Origin of the sequence: Polaromonas sp. YR568 (assembly GCF_943369675.1) — a bacterium.
GTDB lineage: Bacteria > Pseudomonadota > Gammaproteobacteria > Burkholderiales > Burkholderiaceae_C > Polaromonas.
In genome coordinates, this window is record NZ_CALROB020000068.1 from 1 (window position 1) to 20,011 (window position 20,011).

Below are 20,011 nucleotides of genomic sequence, written 5' to 3' on the forward strand. Positions count from 1 at the left end.
GTGGCGCTGCCGGTGTTGGCCGGCTGCTGGGTCTGCACCGGGCGGCCCAGGCTGTCGTAGTAGGTGTAGCTGGCCAGGCCATTGGGGTCCAGCACCGTGGTGGGCCTGCCCATGGCGTCGTAGCCGTACTGCCAGGTCATGGGGCCGGCCGTGGCGGCGTTGATGACGACGCTGATGCCCGACGAGATTGATGGGTCGTTGTTGCTGTCGCCGGCGTATTCAGCCGTCAAGGTGTGACTGCCCAGGCCCAGGGCGCTGGTATTGACAGACGCAACACCGGCCGTGATGGCGCTGCTGCCAATAGCAGCGCCGCCGTCCTTGAAGGTGACGGTGCCCGTCGGGCTGGCGCCTGTGACGGTGGCCGTCAGCGTGATGCTTTGCCCTAGTGCAGCCGTGCCGGCGCTGCTTGAAAGTGCCGTGGTCGTCGGGGCGGCAAAGGCGACGGCCGGGGCCATGAGGATGAGCAGCACCAGGCGGCTTAGCCACGCGGTGAAAGCTCGGGTGGGGCCAGGGCTGCTCATGCGGATTCCTCCTGGTTGAGTGATGGTGGTGATGGTGGTTGTGGTTTTCAATTGCTCGCTCCCGTGACTTGCTGGACCCGGTTCAGGGCGTCATAGACGCGGGTGATGTTTCTTTGCAGGTTGCCGGAGGGGTCCTTGACCTGTTCGCCCGTCTTGTTGCCGGTGCTGTCGAGCGTGTAGGTGACGGAGTTGCCTTTGGCGTCGGTGACACCGGTCAGGCGGTGGGCGGCGTCGTAGCTGTAGCCCAGGGTGGTGCCATCGGGCAAAGCCGCGCCTGTGAGTTGGCCTGCGTTGTCGTAGGTGTAAGTCGTAGTTCGGGCAGTTCCGCCGGGCGGGGTGACCGTCACGTTGCTTATCCAGCCTCTGGGGGTATAAGCCGTGTCGGTCACTACCCCCTTGGGGTCTACCATCTGGCGCACACGCCCCGCCCTGTCATACAGCGTGAACTGGGTTATATGGCCTGCTGCATTCGTCGTCGATTGCAGGTCGCCTGCCGTGTGACCTGCTGCATTCGGGTCAATGACCACCACCGAATTGGGAAAGGCTTGCGTGGGCGCCGTGAAGCTGGCCGTGTAACGGGCTACACCTTTGGTGATGCGAACATCATCCACATAACCCAGCCATGACGCACCACCCGTGTAAGAGACGTAGGCTTGAGCGACCGATGCGATGTTGCTGGTGTCTGCCCACGACGTCACTGGAGGGCCCGAAAAGATGTTGTTGCGCAAGGTCAGCAAATTGCCGTCCAGGAAAGCCCGGGAGAGTCCGCTGCTGCGCGTAAACGCCACATGGTGCCAGGCGCCGGCAAGACTGCCTTGCGTGTGCTCGGAGCTGTAGAGAGGGGCAAATGACAAGGAGTCCGATGCGAACTGGAGCCTGGTGCCAAATCCGCCGTCCCCGAAGCGGATACTCATGTAGGTCCCCGCCCACGGGATGACGATGAGATTGCGGTAGCCCGACCCCGCCGAAGACAGGTAGAACCAGCCTTCGATGGTGAAATCACCGGTCCCGAAACTGAAGTTGTTGCCCGGGGTGGCCGGCACGGAAAGATAGTCGTCGTTGCCATCAAAGGTAATCGACGAACCGCCAAACCGGCCTTGCGCCGTGCTGATCTTGGCGTTGCCGGCTACGGTAACCGCCTTGGGCGACGAGGCGTTGTCCGTCATGACCGTCGCGTTGTTGGCGCCGTCGCCATGCAATAGCACGCTCACCGAAGCAAAATAAGGATCCGCATTGGCGTCCAGGTCAGAGAAACTGCCTGAAGCGCCATGGTAAGCATATGTGGTCGCACGGTTCAGCGAATCAGTGCTGGTCAGTACCCGGCCCCGCGCGTCATAAGTGAAGCTGGAACTGCGTGCGGCCACGCCGGTATCGATGGGCGCGGAGAGGCCCAGCGCGCCGTTGGCATCCGTGGTGGCTTGCACGACCTGCCTGCACACGAGGGGCACGGCTTTGCCATTTGGTAAAGCCGCCGCAGTCGTGCAGTTCGCCACGATGTTGCCGTTAAACGGGTCGGGCTGGCCGTGGTACACCGTGCCGGTGCTTAGCAGGGGTTCGTTCACTTTGTTGGGCAGGCGCCAATCAGGATGCCAGTTTGTTTCGGTCTTTCGGCTTCCTGCCGGCAAGGCTGAACCGCTGGGCAGAACACTCGTGCAGGCAATCGTGGTGGCCAGGCCCTCGACGCGTACAGTCTCCCGGTTGCTGACGTCATAGGCGTAGCAGCTGCGCTGGCCGCTGAAGTCATCAGTGGATGTCAGATTTCCACTGGCATCAAATGTCGAGGCATTGTTGGATGCCCCGTAGCCGGAGCCGGCCGGCTGCGAGAAGCCCGTCGGTAGCGGGTAGCCCAGGACGGTGCTGCTACTGGCGTCGGCGACCTCCCCGCTGGGCCTTGTCAGTTGCACGCCGGCCGGCGCCTGCCAGTCATGCGTGCGAGTGGTAAGGAATGTGGCGGAGTCATAAGTCTGCGTCACGTTGATCTGCGGCGGCGTACCGTAGCTCACCGAATACCTGTCCACGCCGCCCGCATGCTCGGTCGACAGCGCACGGCCGGCCGCATCATAGCCAAAGGTCGAATAGCGGATGCCGCGCTCGTCGACAACCCCCGTGAGAGCCCACGGCAGGGAGGAATTCTCATAGACGAACTGCCGGGTCTTGGTGTCCGGCCAGGTTAGTTGCGCCAGGTTGCCATTTGCATCGAAGCTGGTGTTGACCGTGCGCTCCATTGTGTCGCTCACGCTGGCGATCACACCATCGGTGGCGGCCACTCCTGCGGCCGGCAAGGTATAGGCAAAGCTCAGGCTCCTCCCGTTGTGATCAGTGACTTTCAGCAGGTAGCCGGCCGCCGGCGCAGCAGCACTTGCAGCGGTGCTGTAGCTGAAGATGAGCGTGTTGCCGGCTGTGTCGGCCCAGCTGGTGAGTTGTCCCGCCGTGCTGTAGGTCTCGAGGGTGCGCGACTTCGCATCGAGATAACGGTAGCCACCTGAAATCGCTGTAAAAGTACCGTTCACATCCGCATCGGCGATATAAACACCGCCTGAAGAACGAAAGTTGACCGTATGACCGTTCCCCCGGTACAAGGTTGCCCCGAAGCCGCCAGGCCCCATGACCAGATTTCGGTGCAGGCTGCTTTCCCACAAGCCGCCGAGCGCGGGCATGTTGCCGAAGGTTTTGGCAGTTTTGCCCGCCGCAATCGCTGCGGCCTGCTTCGCGCTGTCGTATGTAAATACCAGGGGCTGCCCTCCCACGCTCATGCCGGTGACAACGGGCTCCACCTTGGCGCCGACCAGGGGGTAGATGGGATTGCCTTCGCACCACGGGCAGCTTGAAGCTTTGGTGGACCGGAAAATGTCGATGACCGTGACGCCCACACCTCCCGAAATACACCCATTCAGGGCGGCATTTTCCGCATAAGTGACGTCGCAGACGCAGCTGGTACCCGACTGCGTTGAATGGGCTGGACAACTGACCGGTATGGTGCAGTAGCTTGAGTTGTATAAGTAAACCCCTTTGTGCGAAACACCGCAAATTACCTGCTCTGGAGTTGTGTAGTACGGCTGGGGGACTAATACGTCATAGTTGACAGCGTCCTTAAGCAACATAAACGGGACCCCCTGAAACGATCCCTGCGCCTGACAAGACGTTGCCAAATCCGTGGAGCACGGTCCATTGCCCGCGTAGACGCCTTGATGCGCCGGAATCATTGGGAAAGCTGCCTGTACTGAAGAAGCAAGCCCAAGGCCCAGGACAACAACTGCAATGACACGATGGACGAGTTTTTTCAGCATAAATGCCTTTGCAAACTGCCGGGCAAGATCCCAGCTAATGGATATCGTGGTGGTTTTCAATTGCTCGCTCCCGTGACTTGCTGAACCCGGTTCAGCGCGTCATAAACGCGTGTGATGTTTCTCTGCAGATTGCCCGAAGGGTCCTTGATCTGCTCGCCGGTCTTGTTGCCGGCGTTGTCCAGCGTGTAGGTGATGGAGTTGCCCTTGGCATCGGTCACGCCGGTCAGGCGGTGGGCCGCGTCGTAGCTGTAGCCCAGGGTGGTGCCGTCCGGCAGGTTTGCGCCTGTGAGCTGGCCTGCGTTGTCATAGGTGTAGGTCATGGTTCGCGCTGCGCCACCGGGTGGCGTGACCGTCACGCTGCTGGTCCAGCCGCGTGGGGTGTAGGCCGTGTCGGTAACCACGCCTTTGGGATCAATCATCTGGCGCAGGCGCCCCACCCTGTCGTAGAGCGTGAATTGCGTGATGTGGCCTGCCGCGTTGGTGATGGACTGAAGATCGCCTGCCGTGTGGCCAGCGCCATCCGGGTCCAACACCGGGCCGGCGGCCGGTATGAAGCTGGCTGTGTAACGGGCAACGCCTTTAGTGATGCGGACATCGTCCATATAGCCGAGCCATGCTGCGCCACCCATGTGCGAGACGTAGGCTTGTGCGACCGATGCGATGTTGCTGGTGTCTGCCCACGACGTCACGGGGCTACCTGAGAAAATGTTATTGCGAAGAGTCAGTAAATTTCCGTCCAGGAAGGCCCGGGAGAGTCCACCGCTACGTGTAAACGCCACATGGTGCCAGGCGCCGGCAAGGCTGGCTTGCGTATGCTCCGAGCTATAGACAGTAGGAAATCCACTGGCTTCTGAGGCGAATTGAAGTCTCCCCCCAAATCCGCCGTCGCCGAACCGGATCATCATGTATGTCGCCCCCCAGGGAATGACGAAAAGATTGCGATAGCCCGACCCAGCCGAAGAAAGGAAAAACCAGCCCTCGATCGTGAAGTCGCCAGTCCCAAAACTGAAGTTGTTGCCGGGGCCGGCCGGCACTGACAGATAGTCGCCATCGCCGTCAAAAGCAATCGACGAGCCGCCAAATTTGCTTTGTGCCGTGCTGATCCTGGCGTTGCCAAACGCGGTGACCGCTTTGGGCGAAGAGGCGCTGTCCGTCATAACTGTCGAGTTGCTGGCGCCGCCACCGCGCAACAAGACACTCACCGAACCGTAGGACGGATCTGCACCGGCCTCTGTGCCGGAAAAGTTTCCTGAAGTACTGTAATAAGCATACGTCGTCACACGGTTCAGCGGGTCAGCGCTGGTGAGCATTCGTCCTTGGCTGTCATAGGTAAAGCTGGAGCTACGCGGCGCCACAGCGGAATCGACAGTGGCGGCAAGCCCTAGGGCGCCATCGGCATCCGTGGTGCCCTGCACCACCTGCTTGCATACCAGAGGCATGGCTTGGCCATTGGGCAAAGCCGCCGCAGCGGTGCAGTTGGCGATAGCATTGCCGTTGAAGGGATCAGGCTGGCCGTGGTACACCGTGCTGGTGATCAACAAGGGTTCACTTACCTTGACAGGCAGCCGCCAATCCGTATGCCAGGTCGTTTCAATCTTGCGGCTTCCTGCCGGCAGGGCTGAACCGCCGGGCAGGACGCTGGCACAGGCCGCCGTGGTGGCCAGCCCTTCAACCCGCACCGTCTCGCGATTGCTTGAGTCATAGGCGTAGCAGCTGCGCTGGCCGCTGAAGTCGTCGGTGGAGGTCAGGTTACCGATGGCATCGAAGGTGGAGGCATTGTTGGCCGCTGCGCAGCCCGAGCCGGCCGGCTGCGACAGGCCAGTGGCCAGCGGGTAGCCCAGTACGGTGGTGGTACTGGCGTTGGCGGTTTCTCCGTTGGGTCGCGTTAGTTGCACGCCGGACGGAGCTTGCCAGTCATGCGTGCGGGTGGTAAGCAGGGTAGCGGGGTCATAGGTCTGCGTCACGATGATTTGCGGCGGCGCGCCGTAGCTCACCGAGTATTTGTTGACGCCGCCCGAATGCTCTGTCGACAGCGCGCGGCCGGCTGTATCGTAGGTAAACGTGGAATAGCGGATGCCTCGCTCGTCAATCACACCTGTCAGCGCCCAGGGCAAAGAAGTATTTTCGTAGACGAACTGGCGGAACTTCGTGTCCGGCCACGTCAGGCGGGCCAGGTTGCCGTTGGCATCGAAGCTGATGTTCATCGTGCGCCCCATGGGGTCCGTCACGCTGGAGATCAAGCCATCCGTGACGGCTACTCCCCCGGCCGGCAGGCTGTAGACAAAGCTCAGGCTCCGCCCGTTGTGGTCCGTGATGTTCTGCAGGTAGCCTGCTGCCGGCGCAGTGGCACTTGCGGCGGTGCTATAGCTGAAGGTGAGCGTACTGCCGGCTGTGTCGGCCCAGCTGGTGAGCTGCCCGACAGTGTTGTAGGTTTCGATGGTGCGGGACTTCGCATCGAAATAGCGATAGCCGCCGGTGATGGCCGTGAAAGTGCCTGTCACATCCGCATCGGCGATGAAAACGCCGCCTGAATAGCGAAAGCTGACAGTGCGGCCATTGCCGCGATGCAAGGTCGCCCCATAACCACCGGTTCCCATGATCAGGTTGCGGTGAAGGCTGCTTTCCCACAAACCGCCAAGTGCAGGCCTGTTGCCAAAGGTGCGTGCGGTCTTGCCTGCGGCGACAGCTGCGGCCTGCTTGGCGCTACTGTAGGTAAAAACCAGCGGCTGTCCCCCCACACTCATGCCGGTGGCGACAGGCTCCACCTTGCCGCCGAGCAAGGGAAGGATGGGGTTACCGTCTTGCCAGTCACAGCGTGGAGGCGGTTTGGTGGAGTTAAAGATGTCGACGACCGTGGCGCCCACACCTCCCGGGATACAGCGGTTATGGTCCGTGTTCTCCAGGTTCCCAGCTTTGCACGTGCAGGTGGATCCGGACAGCTCCGTATAAATGGTGTCGGGGCAGCTGTACTGGGGCTTAGGGTCTATCGGCGTCCTGGTGATAGTGCCGGGGGCAATATCGTAATACGAGGGTTCGTAATTCCACTTCCCGATGACATGGCAAACCGCACCTTCAACATGGTAAGCACCGGTGTAGCTCTTTTCATTACTCTTGGCCATCGCAACCTGCAGCCAGTTGAAACATGTGTTTTCATAACTGCTACCCGAGATGTTGAGAATAGGTTGAGAACCGTTAAATCCGTTCAGGTCATAGTGGTAGCAAGGCGCAACGGAGCAAACGCTGGGGTCATAGGTTGCCGGGAATGATGCGAAGGCATTCGTGCCAAGCATGGAGCCGAACAACACGGCAACACGCGCAGCCGCCAGCAAAACCAGTGCTATGAGTTTCATGCCTGCCTTTTCGTTTCCTGATATGCCACATACGGGCAATTGAAAAAAGGGATGGCGCCGCCATGGATGCGAAGCAAGGCCTGAGAGCTTGCCGTTTCACACCGCCGAGAACGACTCACCTGCACCGAGCCCGGCGCAAGCCATTGCAACAATCCCATGTGGATCCCTCGTTGATTTTTCTTGTCACGCTTGGGTCAAGCGAATTCGGCGGAGTCTAGTGAGGGGTGTTGTGCTTGTCCACCCTCCATGTGGAGGAGGGAAATCTCAAGTGTGCGTATGGGACAACAGAATTTTCAAATGCGTTTTTTCCGCCTTATCAATCTCACATGCTTCTGGCAGAATCCCGCCGGCCCGGCGACGGTGAAATTGTTTTCAATCCAATTTCACTTTGAATTGAGAACCTTCTCAGTAGCGCCTTGTTCAACGTTAAGAAGAAATAGAGCAGGCATTACTGCAAACCCAATTTGCATCAAAAATATTTTTCCTGGCGTGTGTGCGAGTGCATTCATGCACGCCAAAACGTAGCCTTGTCGCTTGCGATGACGCGCAGCGATGACCCGGCCAACCGCGATGAAGCTAAGAGATCAGTGCAGGTACCTGCATGAAAGGCGCGACGTTTCGCATCGCACGCTCAACGTACTCTTCCTTTTCTCCGACGGGCGCAACGTAATGCATTGCGCTGCGCGCCTCGTCGATGCCCACCAGGCGCGCGATGATCCAGGTGGCGAGGTACTGCGACGCCAGGCAGCCGCCTGCGGTGGCGACATTGCCTTTGGCCACAAAGGGCTGGTTCAGCACGGCGATGCCGGCTTCCTCGACCCAGGGTTTGGTTGTCAGGTCTGTGCATGCGGGGACGCCGTCGAGCAGCCCCAGCTTGGCCAGCACCAGCGTGCCGGAGCACTGCGCGCCCAGCAGTTGCCGGGAAGGGTCCAGCTGCAGTTGCGCCATCAAGGCCGCGTCGGCCACCACCTCGCGCGTGCGCATGCCGCTGCCGACGATGACCGCATCAGCCTTGGAAGCCTCGGCCAGCGATGCCTGCGATTCAAGCACCACGCCGTTCATGGAGCGTATGCGCGAGGCATTGCTGGCAATGGATACGCGCCAGCCCGGCTGCTTGATGCGGTTGAGTATGCCCAGCGCGATCAGCGAGTCGAGTTCATTAAAACCTTCAAAGGTCAATATGGCGATGTGCATGGTGTCGGGTTTCGTATCAGGTTGGTGGGATTCCCATCGTAAACACGCAACCCAATACAATCAAATTATTGTCATGCATACAATGCAGCATGGCCCAAGCCCGCTACAAACAACTGGTCGACGCACTCGCCTTTGACATCCGCGAGGGGCGCCTGCCGCCGGGCACGCGCCTGCCCACCCACCGAAAGCTCGCGGCGCAGGAAGGCCTGGCCCTGGTCACCGCAAGCCGCGTCTATGCAGAGCTGGAGGCCATGGGGCTGGTCAGCGGCGAAACCGGGCGCGGCACATTTGTCAGGGAGAGCACCCTGCCCCGCAACCTGGGCATAGACCAGCATGCGGCGGCGTCGGGCATGGTGGACCTGAACTTCAACTACCCCTCGCTGCCGGGCCAGGCCGAATTGCTGCGTGACGGCTTGCGCCAGCTCGCTGCGTCGGGCGACCTCGAAGCGCTGCTGCGCTACCAGCCGCACGGCGGGCGCCCGCACGAGCGGGCGGTCATGGCCCGCCATCTTGCGGCACGCGGTTTAACGGTGAGTGCGGACCAGGTGATGATCGTGAACGGCGCGCAACAAGGCCTGGCCGTCACCGTGATGGCCCTGCTGCAGCCCGGTGATGTGGTGGCGATCGACGCATTGAGCTACCCGGGTTTCAAGGTGCTGGCCGAGGCGCACCGCCTCGAACTCGCGCCGATTCCGGCGGCCGGAAACGGCCCGGATCTGGACGCGCTTGAACGCCTGTGCAAGCGCCGTCGCGTGCGCGCCGTCTATACGATGCCGACGCTGCACAACCCGCTCGGCTGGGTGATGCCCTTGAGCCGGCGGCGGCAACTGGTGGCCATCGCGCGCCGGCATGGCTTGCTGATCATCGAGGATGCGGCTTATGCCTTCCTCGCCGAGGAGGCGCCCGCTCCGCTGGCCGCGCTGGCGCCTGAGGCGACGGTCTACGTCTCGGGCCTTTCCAAGAGCGTGGCCACCGGGCTGCGCGTGGGTTTTGTCGCGGCGCCCGCCGAATGGGTGCCCCAACTCGAACGGGCCATCCGCGCCACCACCTGGAACACGCCCGGCGTGATGACGGCGCTGGCCTGCGGCTGGCTGGCGGACGGCACGGTCGCCCGCCTCGAAAAGGAGAAACGCCGCGACGCAAAAGCCCGGCAGGCGATTGCGGCCGAAGTGTTCGCGCGTATGCCTTGTATTCGCCATCCTGCCTCTTACTTCGTCTGGCTTCCCTTGCCGGAAGAGCTGCGTGCCGACCAGCTGGCCACAGCGTTGATGCGCGAGCAGATCGCGGTGTCGACGGCCGAGCCTTTCGCAACGTCTGCCCAGGCGCCGCACGCCCTGCGCCTGGCGCTGGGGTCTGTCGACCTGGACACGCTGCGCGATGCGCTGCAGAAGGTCAGGCGCGCGATTGATGCGCAGGCTTATTGAGGTTTGAACGCCGGCGCAGGGTCCTGCCGACTTGTCACGCACGCTACAGCTTTCCGCGCCCGCCGGTCCTATATTGCAATTCATGACGGACCCCACTTTCCTCCATACCTTGCAGGCCGTGAACCAGACGGCCGCCTTTAACCGCTGGGCCGGCTTTGAGGTCATGCGCGCCGCTGCCGGCGAAGCCGAGATACGCATGGCTTGGCGCGAAGAAGACATGGGCCAGTACGCCGGCTACCTGCATGCGGGCCTCATAGGCGCGATGCTGGACACGGCCTGCGGCTACGCGGCGGCCACCTTGGCGGGCCGCGTGCTGGCCTCGCACTTTTCAGTGAACTGCCTGGCACCGGCCGTGGGCCGCAGCTTTATGGCACGCGGACGCGTGGTGAAGGCTGGGCGCAAACAGGTGTTTGCGAGTGCGGAGCTGTTTGCGGAGCAGGAAAACGGTGAGTTGTTGCTGGTGGCGACCGGCAATGCGATTCTGGTGCCGGTGGAGGCGCCCGCCCGGCCGCGTGCCTAGGCTGCCTGGCGCCCTGCGGTCAATCCGCCGGGAGCTGCATCGATACGGCGCGCCCGCCTGAACTGTCAACATCACGGTAGTCCGGGATATTCCAGCGAGCCAGTTCCTGCGCGTTCGCCACCGCCATGACATCGGCCGCGGCAAAGTCGGGAGGCCAATTGAATGCACTCGCCCCTTGAAACAGCAACAAGCCATCCTTGAAGCGTCGGGCTTTTGTGAACTGCCAAAGCGGCCTGCGCAAGGCAGGTCCGCTTGGCCGAAGGCTTAGGCCTCTGCGTGGGTAAGGCGTATATCGACTTCACGGTCAACGTATTTCCATTCTGGTGAGGCCCGCAGCGCCCCCACAAGATCTTCAAATGCCGACGAATCCGAAGGCGCGTATTCGAACCAGGTCAGGAAGTCGAAAGGCTCGTCCGGGCCAAGGTCCCGGCAGTGGTGCAACCGCCGCGCAACTGCGGGAAGATACTTCAACCCGATTGCGATGTGATGCGATTGCGCTTCGAATACTTCGCGGCGCTCGTCCTGGGTGAGTGCCCACCAGGTAGCATTCTTGCGAATCGGGATAAGCGCCGCGCGTGTTGAAGCGCCCCGGCCCAGCCCTTCCTGCCTGCTGACCAGTGCCTCCTTCTCCTCGCGCACGACGTAGCGCTCGTTGCTCGTAATTCCGCGAAGAAACCAGGCGGCGCCAGGCGGCAGTTGAACCACGGAGCCGGGAACCAGGGACAGTCGCGAGGCAATGACCATCGACTCCCCGACGACACCGTGCATCTGATCAATGAGCCATGGGCCGGTGCTGCCTCCGATGAAGCTGAACATTCGAGCGACGGGTGGGGTAGATGCTGACATAGGCGGGAGAGAGTTTTAAGGTTTGACATGAGAGGCCCGACCCGGCTTGCCGGCGCAGGTGCTCTCGATGCAAGGGTTGGCCCGCACCCGTTTTACCGCTCGCTGGTCGCGACACGAACGCCCATGCCCACGAGTGCCATGCCGGCGATTCCGTCGATTGAGCGTCTCACGCGCGAACTGCGCAGGAGTGTTCCCGCTGATGCGATGACCGAAGCGTAAAGAGCGAGCCATACAAAAGTGAGCAATGAGAAAACCAGGCCCAGCAGGATGAGGTGCGAAAGCATGCCCCGGCCTTGCGAAGCGAACTGCGGCAGGACGCCGGCGAAGAAGACTGCCATCTTGGGGTTCGCCAGGTCGTTGACGACCCCTTGGATGAAGGCTTTGCCGGGAGACAGGGCATGGGCGGCATGACCGCGCTGCCCGGCGCTTGAAGCGGACGCGCCTGTGAAAGCCGACCGCAGGGACTGCACCCCCAGGTAGATCAGGTACGCGGCGCCGATGAGGCGAAGCGCGTGAAAGACGGGCTCGGATGCCAGGAGGATGGCGACGAGGCCGAGACTGGTGGCTATGGCCCAGACGAGCTGGCCCACGGAGACGCCGAGCGCGGTTGCCAGGCCGGCAGGCCTCCCGCCGGCCATGGTGTTTCGGATCGTCAGCGCGGTATCCGGTCCTGGTGTCGCGATCACGACTGCCGAGATTGCAAGGAAAGCGAGAAACGATGTGTCCATGTGAGCTCCTTTGCGGGCTGACGCGATACGCCGGCGCTGGTGATGCATTGAGTTTTGGATGTGAGACGCATGCACCCAGTTTGCCCGAGCCACCGGTCTTGCCGCAAGGCTGCAGCCGGATTATTGGCCCTTATGCAGCCCCCGCGAGACACTTTGCCCTCCTTTGCACTCCGTAGCCCCTGCGTATAACCATGTTGCGCCAGCGAATGCCAGGCCGGTCCGCTTGAAGCCGGTGTCAGGCGCCGCTGCCCGGAGGAAGAAATGATTGCACGACTTCGTACATGCCCGGCTCGAAGGTCGCGATCTCCAGCGCCTGCTTCAGATACGGCAGCGGCGCCGGGTCCTTGCGCATGGCCTGGTAGTCCTCTTCGCTGCGCCATTGGGCATACATGGTGACTTTGGTGCCGTCCAGGCTGCGGTGCAACCGGGCCGACATGAACCCGGGCGCATTGCGCACCGAGCCCTCGGTTGCGCGGGTGAGCAAATCGATCAGCTGCTGCTGCCGCTCGGGGGCGACGGTGAACACGTTGATCAGGGTGACGGTCTTGTCGCTCATGGCTAGTGCGCTCCTGCGGCTGCGTCGGCACTGCCCGCCCCGGCATGCGTGGGCTTTGTCAGGAAGACCAGCGGGATCAGCAGCAGGAAGATCAGCGCGGACACATAGAACACGTCATTGGCCGCGAGCATGTAGGCCTGCTGGTCGGCCAGACGGTTGATGGTGCCCAGGGCCTGGTCGGGCGTGAGGCCGGCGGCGGCCAGGCCCGTGAGGGCGCTGTTGGTGGCGACGCTGCCCTGGTTCACGTATTCGCTGATCTGCGCGTGGTGCATGGCGGCGCGGTCCTGCCAGATGGTGGTGGCGATCGACGTGCCGAAGGAGCCGGCCGTGATGCGCACGAAGTTCGACAAACCCGAAGCCGCCGGGATCTTGTCGGGCGAGATGCCCGACAGCGTGATGGTGACCAGGGGGATGAAGAAGAAGGCCATGGCCACGCCCTGGATGATCGTCGGGATCATGATGGTCTTGAAGTCGGCCTGGGTGTTGAAGTTCGAGCGCATCCACAGCACCAGGGCGAACACCGCGAAGGCAAAGGCGGCGAAGCGGCGCGGGTCGACCTTGGCGATGTTTTTGCCGACGACGGGCGACAGCAGCAGTGCAAACAGCCCGACCGGCGCCAGCACCATGCCGGCCTGCGTGGCGGTGTAACCCATGTACTGCTGCAGCCACAGCGGCAGCAGCACCACGTTGCCGAAGAACAGGCCGTAGCCGACCGACAGCGCCAGCGCACCGGCCCAGAAGTTGCGCCGCTTGAACAGCGTCAAATCGACCACCGGGTGCTCTTCGGTCAGCTCCCAGATCACGAAGGCGATCAGGCCGACCAGCGCGACGATGCCCAGCGCGATGACTTCGCCGGAATGGAACCAGTCAAGCTCCTGGCCTTTGTCGAGCATGATCTGCAGCGAGCCGATCCAGACCACCAGCAGCGCCAGCCCCACGGAATCGATGGGCAGCTTCTTGGTGGGGCTCTCACGTTTTCGGAAGATGCTCCAGGTGATGAAGGCCGCGCCGAAGCCGACGGGAATGTTGATGTAGAAAATCCAGGGCCAGGAAATGTTGTCGGTGATCCAGCCGCCCAGCAGCGGCCCCATCACGGGCGCGACCAGCGTCGTCATGGACCACAGCGCCATGGCCAGCCCCGCGAGCGCTTTCGGGTAGCTCGACAACAGCAGCGCCTGCGACAGCGGGATCATGGGCCCGGCGACCAGGCCCTGCAGCACGCGCAGGAAGATCAGCGTGGTCATGTTGGGCGCCAGGCCGCACAGCCACGAGGTCAGCACGAACAGCATGATGCTGGCCGTGAACAGGCGCACCTGGCCGAAGCGCTGCGACAGCCAGCCGGTGAGCGGCACGGCAATCGCGTTGGCCACACCGAAACTGGTGATGACCCAGGTGCCCTGGTTGGGGCTGACGCCGAGGTCGCCGGCGATGGCGGGCAGCGAGACGTTGGCGATGGACGTATCGAGCACGTTCATGAAGGTCGCGGCCGACAGGGCCAGCGTGCCCCAGAGGCGCGCCGAGCCCGTCAGGGGCGGCGGCGGGATGTAAGCGGTAGCAGGTGCGGAAGCCATGAAAGCCTTGCGAATAAGGGGCGGGTGGCAAGCGCTGCGGGGTCACCGCGCTTGCGTGAACTGGATCTGTGGCTTACGGTGCCGTGTGGTTGCCGGCCAGCGACAGCGTGTGGCTGAACGCGAGGGTCTGCGCATCGGCGCCGGCCTTGGCGGGAGACACGGCGCTACCCGGCGTGAGGACGGGCTTGGCTGCGACGGCGGCCTTGGCCGGCTTCACGATGGCCTTGCCGGTGTTGGCGGCAATGACACGCTGCACGTCCTTGTCGGCTGCATCGTCCTGCGCGCCATAAGTTTGGGTGTGCGCCAGGGCGGCATCGCGCGGCGCGTCGGCCAGGGTCTTGCCATCCCTGTTGCTCACGTCGACTTCGGCGTCCATGGAGAGGCCCACGCGCAGCGGGTTGTCGGCGAGCTGCTTGGCGTCGAGCGCGATGCGCACGGGCACGCGCTGCACCACCTTGATCCAGTTGCCGGTGGCGTTCTGCGCGGGCAGCAGCGAGAAGGCCGCGCCGGTGCCGACACCCAGGCCGGCGACCGTGCCCTTGTATTCAATCTTCTTGCCGTAGAGGTCGGCCACCAGCGTGACGGGCTGGCCTATGCGGATGTTGCGCAACTGCACTTCCTTGAAGTTGGCGTCCACCCAGACCTGCTTGAGCGGGATGATGGACATCATGGGCGTGCCGGCGGCCACGCGCTGGCCGAGCTGCACCGTGCGTTTGGCGACGTAGCCGTCGACCGGCGCCAGCAGGGCCGCGCGCTGCGTGGCCAGGTAGGCTTCGCGCACCTTGGCGGCGGCCACCTGCACGCTGGGGTGCTGCTCGACGCTGGTGCCTTCGGTCAGGGCCTGGTTGCTGGAGAGCTGCTCGCGCGCGGCGACCACGCCGGCTTGCGCCGCGGCCAGCGCGCTTTTGGCGGTGTCCAGTTGCGTGCGGGCATGGTTGAGTTCTTCGCCGGACACCGCGCCGTTGCCGGTGAGGGACTGGCGGCGCTTCAGGTCGTCGCTGGCGCGGGCGATGTCGCTTTGCGCCTTGACGACGTCGGCGTCACGCAGGGCAATCTGCGCCGACAGCGTGCCGTTGTTGGCATACAGCGTGCGCACCTGGCGCACGGCCTGGGCCAGCGCGGCTTCGGCCTGGTCGAGCGCGACCTTGGCATCGGCCGGGTCCAGCTGCACCAGCGCCTGGCCGGCTTTCACGAAGTCGGTGTCGTCGGCCATGATGGCCATGACGGTGCCGCCGATTTGCGGCGTGATCTGGATCACGTTGCCCTGAACGTAGGCGTTGTCGGTGGACTCGTAGTGGCTGGCCACCAGGTATTCGTAAGCGGCCCAGCCCAGGCCGGCGACCACCACGACGGCGGCCAGCGCGGTCAGCGCTTTTTTGCGCTTGGGGTTGCCGGCGGGCGCCTGCGCCGGGGCGGCGGCGGTTGCGGGCGTTGCGGAAGCGGCGGAATTGGGAGATTCAGGAGTGCTCATGATGTTGGGTCTGCTGGTTATCTATTGGGTTGTCTATGGATATCTGAGTTCAGAAGGCGGCGGCGCTGGCCTGGCGGCCGGCGGGCACGGCCGGACCGGGGGTGTAGCCACCGCCGAGTGCGCGTATCAGCGCAACCTGCGTGTCCAGCGCGCGGGCCGACAAGTCCACCGCGAGCCGGCGCTGGACCAGCACGCTGGTCTCCGCGGTGAGCACGTTGAGGTAGTTGCCCAGTCCGGCCTTGTAGCGCTGCACGGCGATTTCGTAGGCGCTTTCGGCGGCGTCCTGCGCGGCGCGCTGCTGGGTCTGCTGGCGAACAATGGCTTGAGAAGAAGCCACCTGGTCGGCCACGTCGCGCACCGCGTCGATCACGGCGGCGTTATAGCTTTCGACGGCGGCGTCGAGGTCGGCGGTTTTGCCGCGCAGGTTGGCACGCAGCCGGCCCGCGTCAAAAATCGGCAGGCGCAGCGCCGGGCCCACGCCCCACTGGCGGCTGCCCGAGTCGAGCAGGTTGCCCAGGCCTATGCTGGAAAAACCGGCGAAGGCAACCAGGTTGATGTTGGGATAGAACTGGGTCTTGGCGTTGGCCACATCCTTGGACGAGGCTTCGACGCGCCAGCGCGCGGCGGCGATGTCGGCGCGGCGGCCCAGCAGGTCGGCCGGCAGGGTGGCGGCCACGGCAGCGTTTTTGATGCTTGCCTGCGCGGGCGGCGTCAGGGCGGCGGCGCCGTCGGGCTGGCCGATCAGCGCGCCGAGCGCGTTGCGCGTGAGCGCCATCTGCTCGAGCAGGGCTTCGAGCTGCAAGCGTGCTTCGGGCAGGCCGCCTTCGCTCTGGCGCAATTCAAGGCGGGTGTCCAGACCGGCGTTGACGCGGTCCTGCACCAGCTTGAGGGTTTCCTCGCGCTGCGCGAGTGTGCGGCGCGCCACGTTGGCCTGTTCATTGAGGCGCACCAGCTGGAAGTAAGTGCGGGCGACGTTGCTGGCGAGCAGCACGCGGGCGGCTTGGGCGTCGGCCTCCGCGGCATTGGCGCTGCCCAGTGCGGCATCGAGTGCCGCACGGTTCTTGCCGAAGAAATCAAGTTCCCAGCTGGCGGCCAGCTGGGCCGTGCCGCTTTCGCGGATGGAGCCTGCCAGCGGCGGCGGCACCGCGCCATTGGCGGTGTAGCGCTGGCGGGTCAGGTCGACCTGGCCGGTCAGTTGCGGCAAGGTGGCGGCGTCGGCTACTTCGGTGACGGCCTGTGCGCGTGCCAGGCGCGCTTGCGCAAGCTTGAGGCTTGGGCTGGTTTGCAGGGCTTGCGCGACCAGGGCGTTGAGCTGCTCGTCGCCGAAATCGCGCCACCATTCGGCGGCCAGCGGTGCCTGGGCCGTGGCTTGCGCGCCGGCGTCGGCTTTCAGGCCCAGCGAGGGCGCATCGCGCAGGCTGGACTGCGGCGAGATGCCGGACATGTCGGCGCAACCGGTGAGGCCGGTCGCCATGATGCCCACGGCCAGCACGCTGGCAGCGGCCACCAGGGCCATGCGGAAGGAGGCGCTCCATACCGGCATGGTGCGATCGGCGCTGTCCGGCGTCATGTCGGGGGCTGCGGAGGCCCCGGGAAAGTCACAGGTGGAACAGGTGTTATTTGTCATGTTTTTCATTCGCTGCTTGAAGGGAGTGCGAGGTCTCGAGAATGCGGCGCAGGTAGCCTTTGAGGTTTTGCCACTCCTCGACCGAAAACCCGGACAGGTGGGCGTTCTGCACGCGGCTGAGCACGGCCGGGATCTCCTTGGCGGCCTCACGGCCCTCGGGCGTCAACTCGAGGTTGACCACGCGCCTGTCGTCGCTGGAGCGGATGCGGCGGCAAAAGCCTTTGGCTTCGAGCCGGTCCAGCAGGCGGGTCATGGAGCCGGCGTCGAGCTCACAGACACGGGCCAGTTCGGCGACGGTGGAGGCTTTGCCGAGGTAAAGCTTGAGCATGGGCACCCACTGCGCGTTCGTCAGGCCCTTGGGTTCGAGTTCACGCGAGACTTGCTGCGAGACGCTGTTGAGGATCTGCCGCATCAGGTAGCCGGTGCTTTGGCCGGCGTCGTAGTCAGCCGCGCAGTAGAACTCCGCCGGCAACCCGCAAAGAGGGGTTTCCGACATTTCTGCCGCTTTCGTGCTGGTGGATTTGGATTTCATGGGAACGAATAATACATGCCTAGGCAATTAATGTCAAGGCTGTGTTTGTTTCGGCAGTTTATTGGCCGGTTTTTGACTAAACTCCCCGGATGGCTACTCTCCCCTCCTCCCTGGCCCCCAAAGGCTCACCGCGCTCCCTCTCCGGCTTGCTGCCTTTTCTGCGGCCCTACCGCGGCCACATCCTGCTGGCGGCCGTCTTCCTGGTGCTGGCCGCGGTCGCCACCCTGGTGTTTCCGCTGGCCTTGCGCGGCCTGATCGACGGCGGTTTCAGCGCGCCCGACAAAGGCGAGCAGCTGATGGCCTTGCGCACGCATTTCTTCGAGCTGTTCGGCGTGGCGGCCGCGCTGGGACTGTTTTCGGCGGGCCGCTTCTATATGGTGAGCTGGCTGGGCGAGCGCGTGACAGCCGACCTGCGCAATGCGGTCTATGCCCACGTGGTGCGGCAAAGCCCGGAGTTTTTCGAGACCACGCAGACCGGCGAGGTGCTGTCGCGCCTGACCGGCGACACGACGCTGGTGCAGACTGTCGTGGGTTCGTCGCTGAGCATGGGCCTGCGCAATGCCGTGATGGGCATAGGCGCGCTGGGCATGCTGGTCTATACCAACCCCTATCTGATGGTGCAGGTGCTGGGCGTGCTGGTGCTGATCGTCGCGCCTTCGGTGTGGTTCGGCCGGCGCGTGCGAAAGCTCTCGCGCGCCAGCCAGGACCGCGTGGCGGACTCCAGCGCGATTGCCGCCGAGGTGCTCAATGCAATTCCCGTGGTGCAAAGCTATACCGCCGAGGAACGCGAATCGGCGCGCTTCGACCAGTCGACCACCAATGCCTTCAACACCGCGGTGCGCCGCACCAAGGCGCGCTCGGTGCTGGTGGCCTTCATCATCATCGCCACCTCAGCGGCGCTGCTGTGGGGCCTGTACCAGGGCACGCAGGCGGTGATGCGCGGCGACATCACGGCGGGCCACCTGGGCCAAACCGTGGTTTACGTGATCATCCTGGCAAGCGCGGCGGCGGTGCTGGGCGAGGTGTACGGCGACCTGCTGCGCGCGGCCGGCGCGACCGAGCGGCTGATGGAACTGCTGGCTTCGCGCTCGCCCGTGACCTCGCCGCCCAACCCGGTGCCGGCCCGCGTCACCGAAGCCGGCAGCGCCCTCATGTTTGAGGCCGTGACCTTTCATTACCCTTCGCGCCCGGCGCAACCCGCCCTGCGTGATTTCAGCCTGAGCGTGGCGCCCGGTGAAACCGTGGCCATCGTCGGGCCCAGCGGCGCAGGCAAGAGCACGGTGTTCCAGCTGCTGCTGCGTTTTTACGACCCGGCTTCGGGCCGCATCGAACTGGACGGCGTGCGCACGGCCGACATGTCACTGGAAGACCTGCGAGGCCGCATCGGCATCGTGCCGCAGGACGCGGTGATTTTCTCGACCAGCGCGCTTGAAAACATCCGCTACGGCAGGCCCGGAGCCAGCGACGAGGAAACCCGCGCCGCCGCGCAGGCTGCCTTCGCGCACGAGTTCATTACTGCGCTACCCGAGGGCTACGACACCTTTCTGGGCGAGCGCGGCGTGCGGCTTTCGGGCGGGCAGCGCCAGCGCATCGCGATTGCGCGGGCCATGCTGAAGAACGCGCCGCTGCTGCTGCTCGACGAAGCCACCAGCGCACTCGATGCCGAAAGCGAACGCATGGTGCAGGCAGCGCTGGAGTCGGCCATGAAGAACCGCACCACGCTGGTGATTGCGCACCGCTTGGCCACCGTGCAGCAGGCCGACCGCATCCTGGTGCTGGACCATGGCCGGCTGGTGGAGCAAGGCACGCACACGGAACTGGTGAACCGCGGCGGGGTGTACGCACGGTTGGCGGCGCTGCAATTCACGGTGTGACGGCATCGCTCTGCCTCATGCCGCAAGCCGTTCAACCGAGTTCAAGGCCACGCATATGCATTATTTGCATAGATATTGATGCACAATGCCTTGGACTAATCGGGGGCGGGCTTTTAAGCTCGGTGCATTGACCTTCCATCAAGTTTTCCACCAAGAAATCCCACAAGGAGTTTTTTCAATGTCACAACAACACGCAGCAGCAGCCCCTTCCGGCACCCACCCCCTTCCCTCTTATCTCCAGGCCGACAACCTCGGCCCCTGGGGCAACTACCTGCAGCAGGTCGACCGCGTCATCCCGCACCTGGGCAGCCTGGCGCGCTGGGCTGAAACCCTCAAGCGCCCCAAGCGCGTGCTGATCGTGGACGTGCCCATCCACATGGACGACGGCACCGTCGCCCACTTCGAGGGCTACCGCGTGCAGCACAACGTCTCGCGCGGCCCCGGCAAGGGCGGCGTGCGCTTTCACCAGGATGTCACGCTGTCGGAAGTCATGGCGCTGTCGGCCTGGAT

The 20,011-nt window shown here is 63.8% G+C and carries 16 protein-coding genes; 4 read left to right on the top strand and 12 right to left on the bottom strand.

The genetic code is table 11. The annotated features are described in order from the left end of the window. The 4 genes from ACLV8F_RS23525 to ACLV8F_RS23540 form a co-directional block, all read right to left on the bottom strand. Positions 1 to 521 (bottom strand): Ig-like domain repeat protein (locus tag ACLV8F_RS23525; protein ID WP_411886617.1); only part of this gene is annotated, 521 nt, incomplete at its 3' end. 47 nt (positions 522 to 568) lie between these two features. Next, positions 569 to 3,868 (bottom strand): LamG-like jellyroll fold domain-containing protein, encoded by a 3,300-nt coding sequence (locus ACLV8F_RS23530; RefSeq protein WP_411886618.1) that lies wholly within the window; start codon positions 3,866 to 3,868, stop codon positions 569 to 571. Continuing rightward, positions 3,865 to 7,158, bottom strand: coding sequence for an RHS repeat domain-containing protein (locus ACLV8F_RS23535; RefSeq protein WP_411886619.1), 3,294 nt, complete (start codon positions 7,156 to 7,158; stop codon positions 3,865 to 3,867). Before ACLV8F_RS23535 ends, ACLV8F_RS23530 begins: the two co-directional genes overlap by 4 nt. A gap of 576 nt (positions 7,159 to 7,734) precedes the next feature. Continuing rightward, complete coding sequence (locus ACLV8F_RS23540; protein WP_411886620.1) at positions 7,735 to 8,352, bottom strand: DJ-1/PfpI family protein; 618 nt, start codon at positions 8,350 to 8,352, stop codon at positions 7,735 to 7,737. Between the two features lie 89 nt (positions 8,353 to 8,441). Here ACLV8F_RS23540 and ACLV8F_RS23545 point away from each other — a divergent pair, with 89 nt between their 5' ends. Further along, positions 8,442 to 9,776 (top strand): PLP-dependent aminotransferase family protein, encoded by a 1,335-nt coding sequence (locus ACLV8F_RS23545; protein ID WP_411886621.1) that lies wholly within the window; start codon positions 8,442 to 8,444, stop codon positions 9,774 to 9,776. A gap of 82 nt (positions 9,777 to 9,858) precedes the next feature. Continuing rightward, a complete protein-coding gene (locus ACLV8F_RS23550) occupies positions 9,859 to 10,296 on the top strand; it encodes a PaaI family thioesterase (RefSeq protein WP_411886622.1) in 438 nt (145 codons plus the stop codon). 19 nt (positions 10,297 to 10,315) lie between these two features. On the opposite strand, the gene ACLV8F_RS23555 is transcribed toward ACLV8F_RS23550, so the two are convergent. The 8 genes from ACLV8F_RS23555 to ACLV8F_RS23590 form a co-directional block, all read right to left on the bottom strand. After that, on the bottom strand, positions 10,316 to 10,537 hold the full coding sequence (locus ACLV8F_RS23555) for a hypothetical protein (protein WP_411886623.1): 222 nt from the start codon (positions 10,535 to 10,537) through the stop codon (positions 10,316 to 10,318). Positions 10,538 to 10,560: 23 nt separating this feature from the next. Then, positions 10,561 to 11,112, bottom strand: a complete 552-nt coding sequence (locus ACLV8F_RS23560; RefSeq protein WP_411886624.1) for a chlorite dismutase family protein — start codon at positions 11,110 to 11,112, stop codon at positions 10,561 to 10,563. A 122-nt stretch (positions 11,113 to 11,234) separates the two neighbouring features. Continuing rightward, the gene (locus ACLV8F_RS23565) at positions 11,235 to 11,870 is read right to left on the bottom strand and encodes a LysE family translocator (protein ID WP_411886625.1); all 636 of its coding nucleotides are present in this window, start codon (positions 11,868 to 11,870) and stop codon (positions 11,235 to 11,237) included. A gap of 235 nt (positions 11,871 to 12,105) precedes the next feature. Then, entirely contained in the window at positions 12,106 to 12,426 is a 321-nt protein-coding gene (locus ACLV8F_RS23570) for an antibiotic biosynthesis monooxygenase family protein (protein ID WP_411886626.1), read from the bottom strand. Positions 12,427 to 12,428: 2 nt separating this feature from the next. Beyond that, positions 12,429 to 13,997 (bottom strand): DHA2 family efflux MFS transporter permease subunit, encoded by a 1,569-nt coding sequence (locus ACLV8F_RS23575; protein ID WP_411886627.1) that lies wholly within the window; start codon positions 13,995 to 13,997, stop codon positions 12,429 to 12,431. Between the two features lie 73 nt (positions 13,998 to 14,070). Continuing rightward, positions 14,071 to 15,468 carry an HlyD family efflux transporter periplasmic adaptor subunit gene (locus tag ACLV8F_RS23580; protein ID WP_411886628.1) on the bottom strand — a complete coding sequence of 466 codons (1,398 nt, stop codon included), beginning with the start codon at positions 15,466 to 15,468 and terminating at the stop codon, positions 14,071 to 14,073. Positions 15,469 to 15,517: 49 nt separating this feature from the next. Beyond that, positions 15,518 to 16,984: an efflux transporter outer membrane subunit gene (locus ACLV8F_RS23585; RefSeq protein WP_411886632.1), complete on the bottom strand. Its 1,467-nt coding sequence runs from the start codon at positions 16,982 to 16,984 to the stop codon at positions 15,518 to 15,520. A gap of 100 nt (positions 16,985 to 17,084) precedes the next feature. Continuing rightward, complete coding sequence (locus ACLV8F_RS23590; protein ID WP_411886629.1) at positions 17,085 to 17,627, bottom strand: MarR family winged helix-turn-helix transcriptional regulator; 543 nt, start codon at positions 17,625 to 17,627, stop codon at positions 17,085 to 17,087. 89 nt (positions 17,628 to 17,716) lie between these two features. Between ACLV8F_RS23590 and ACLV8F_RS23595 the strand changes: the two genes are divergently transcribed. Continuing rightward, positions 17,717 to 19,501 (top strand): ABC transporter transmembrane domain-containing protein, encoded by a 1,785-nt coding sequence (locus ACLV8F_RS23595; RefSeq protein WP_411886630.1) that lies wholly within the window; start codon positions 17,717 to 17,719, stop codon positions 19,499 to 19,501. A gap of 178 nt (positions 19,502 to 19,679) precedes the next feature. Then, the coding region (locus ACLV8F_RS23600) for a Glu/Leu/Phe/Val dehydrogenase dimerization domain-containing protein (protein ID WP_411886631.1) at positions 19,680 to 20,011 on the top strand (332 nt) is incomplete at its 3' end.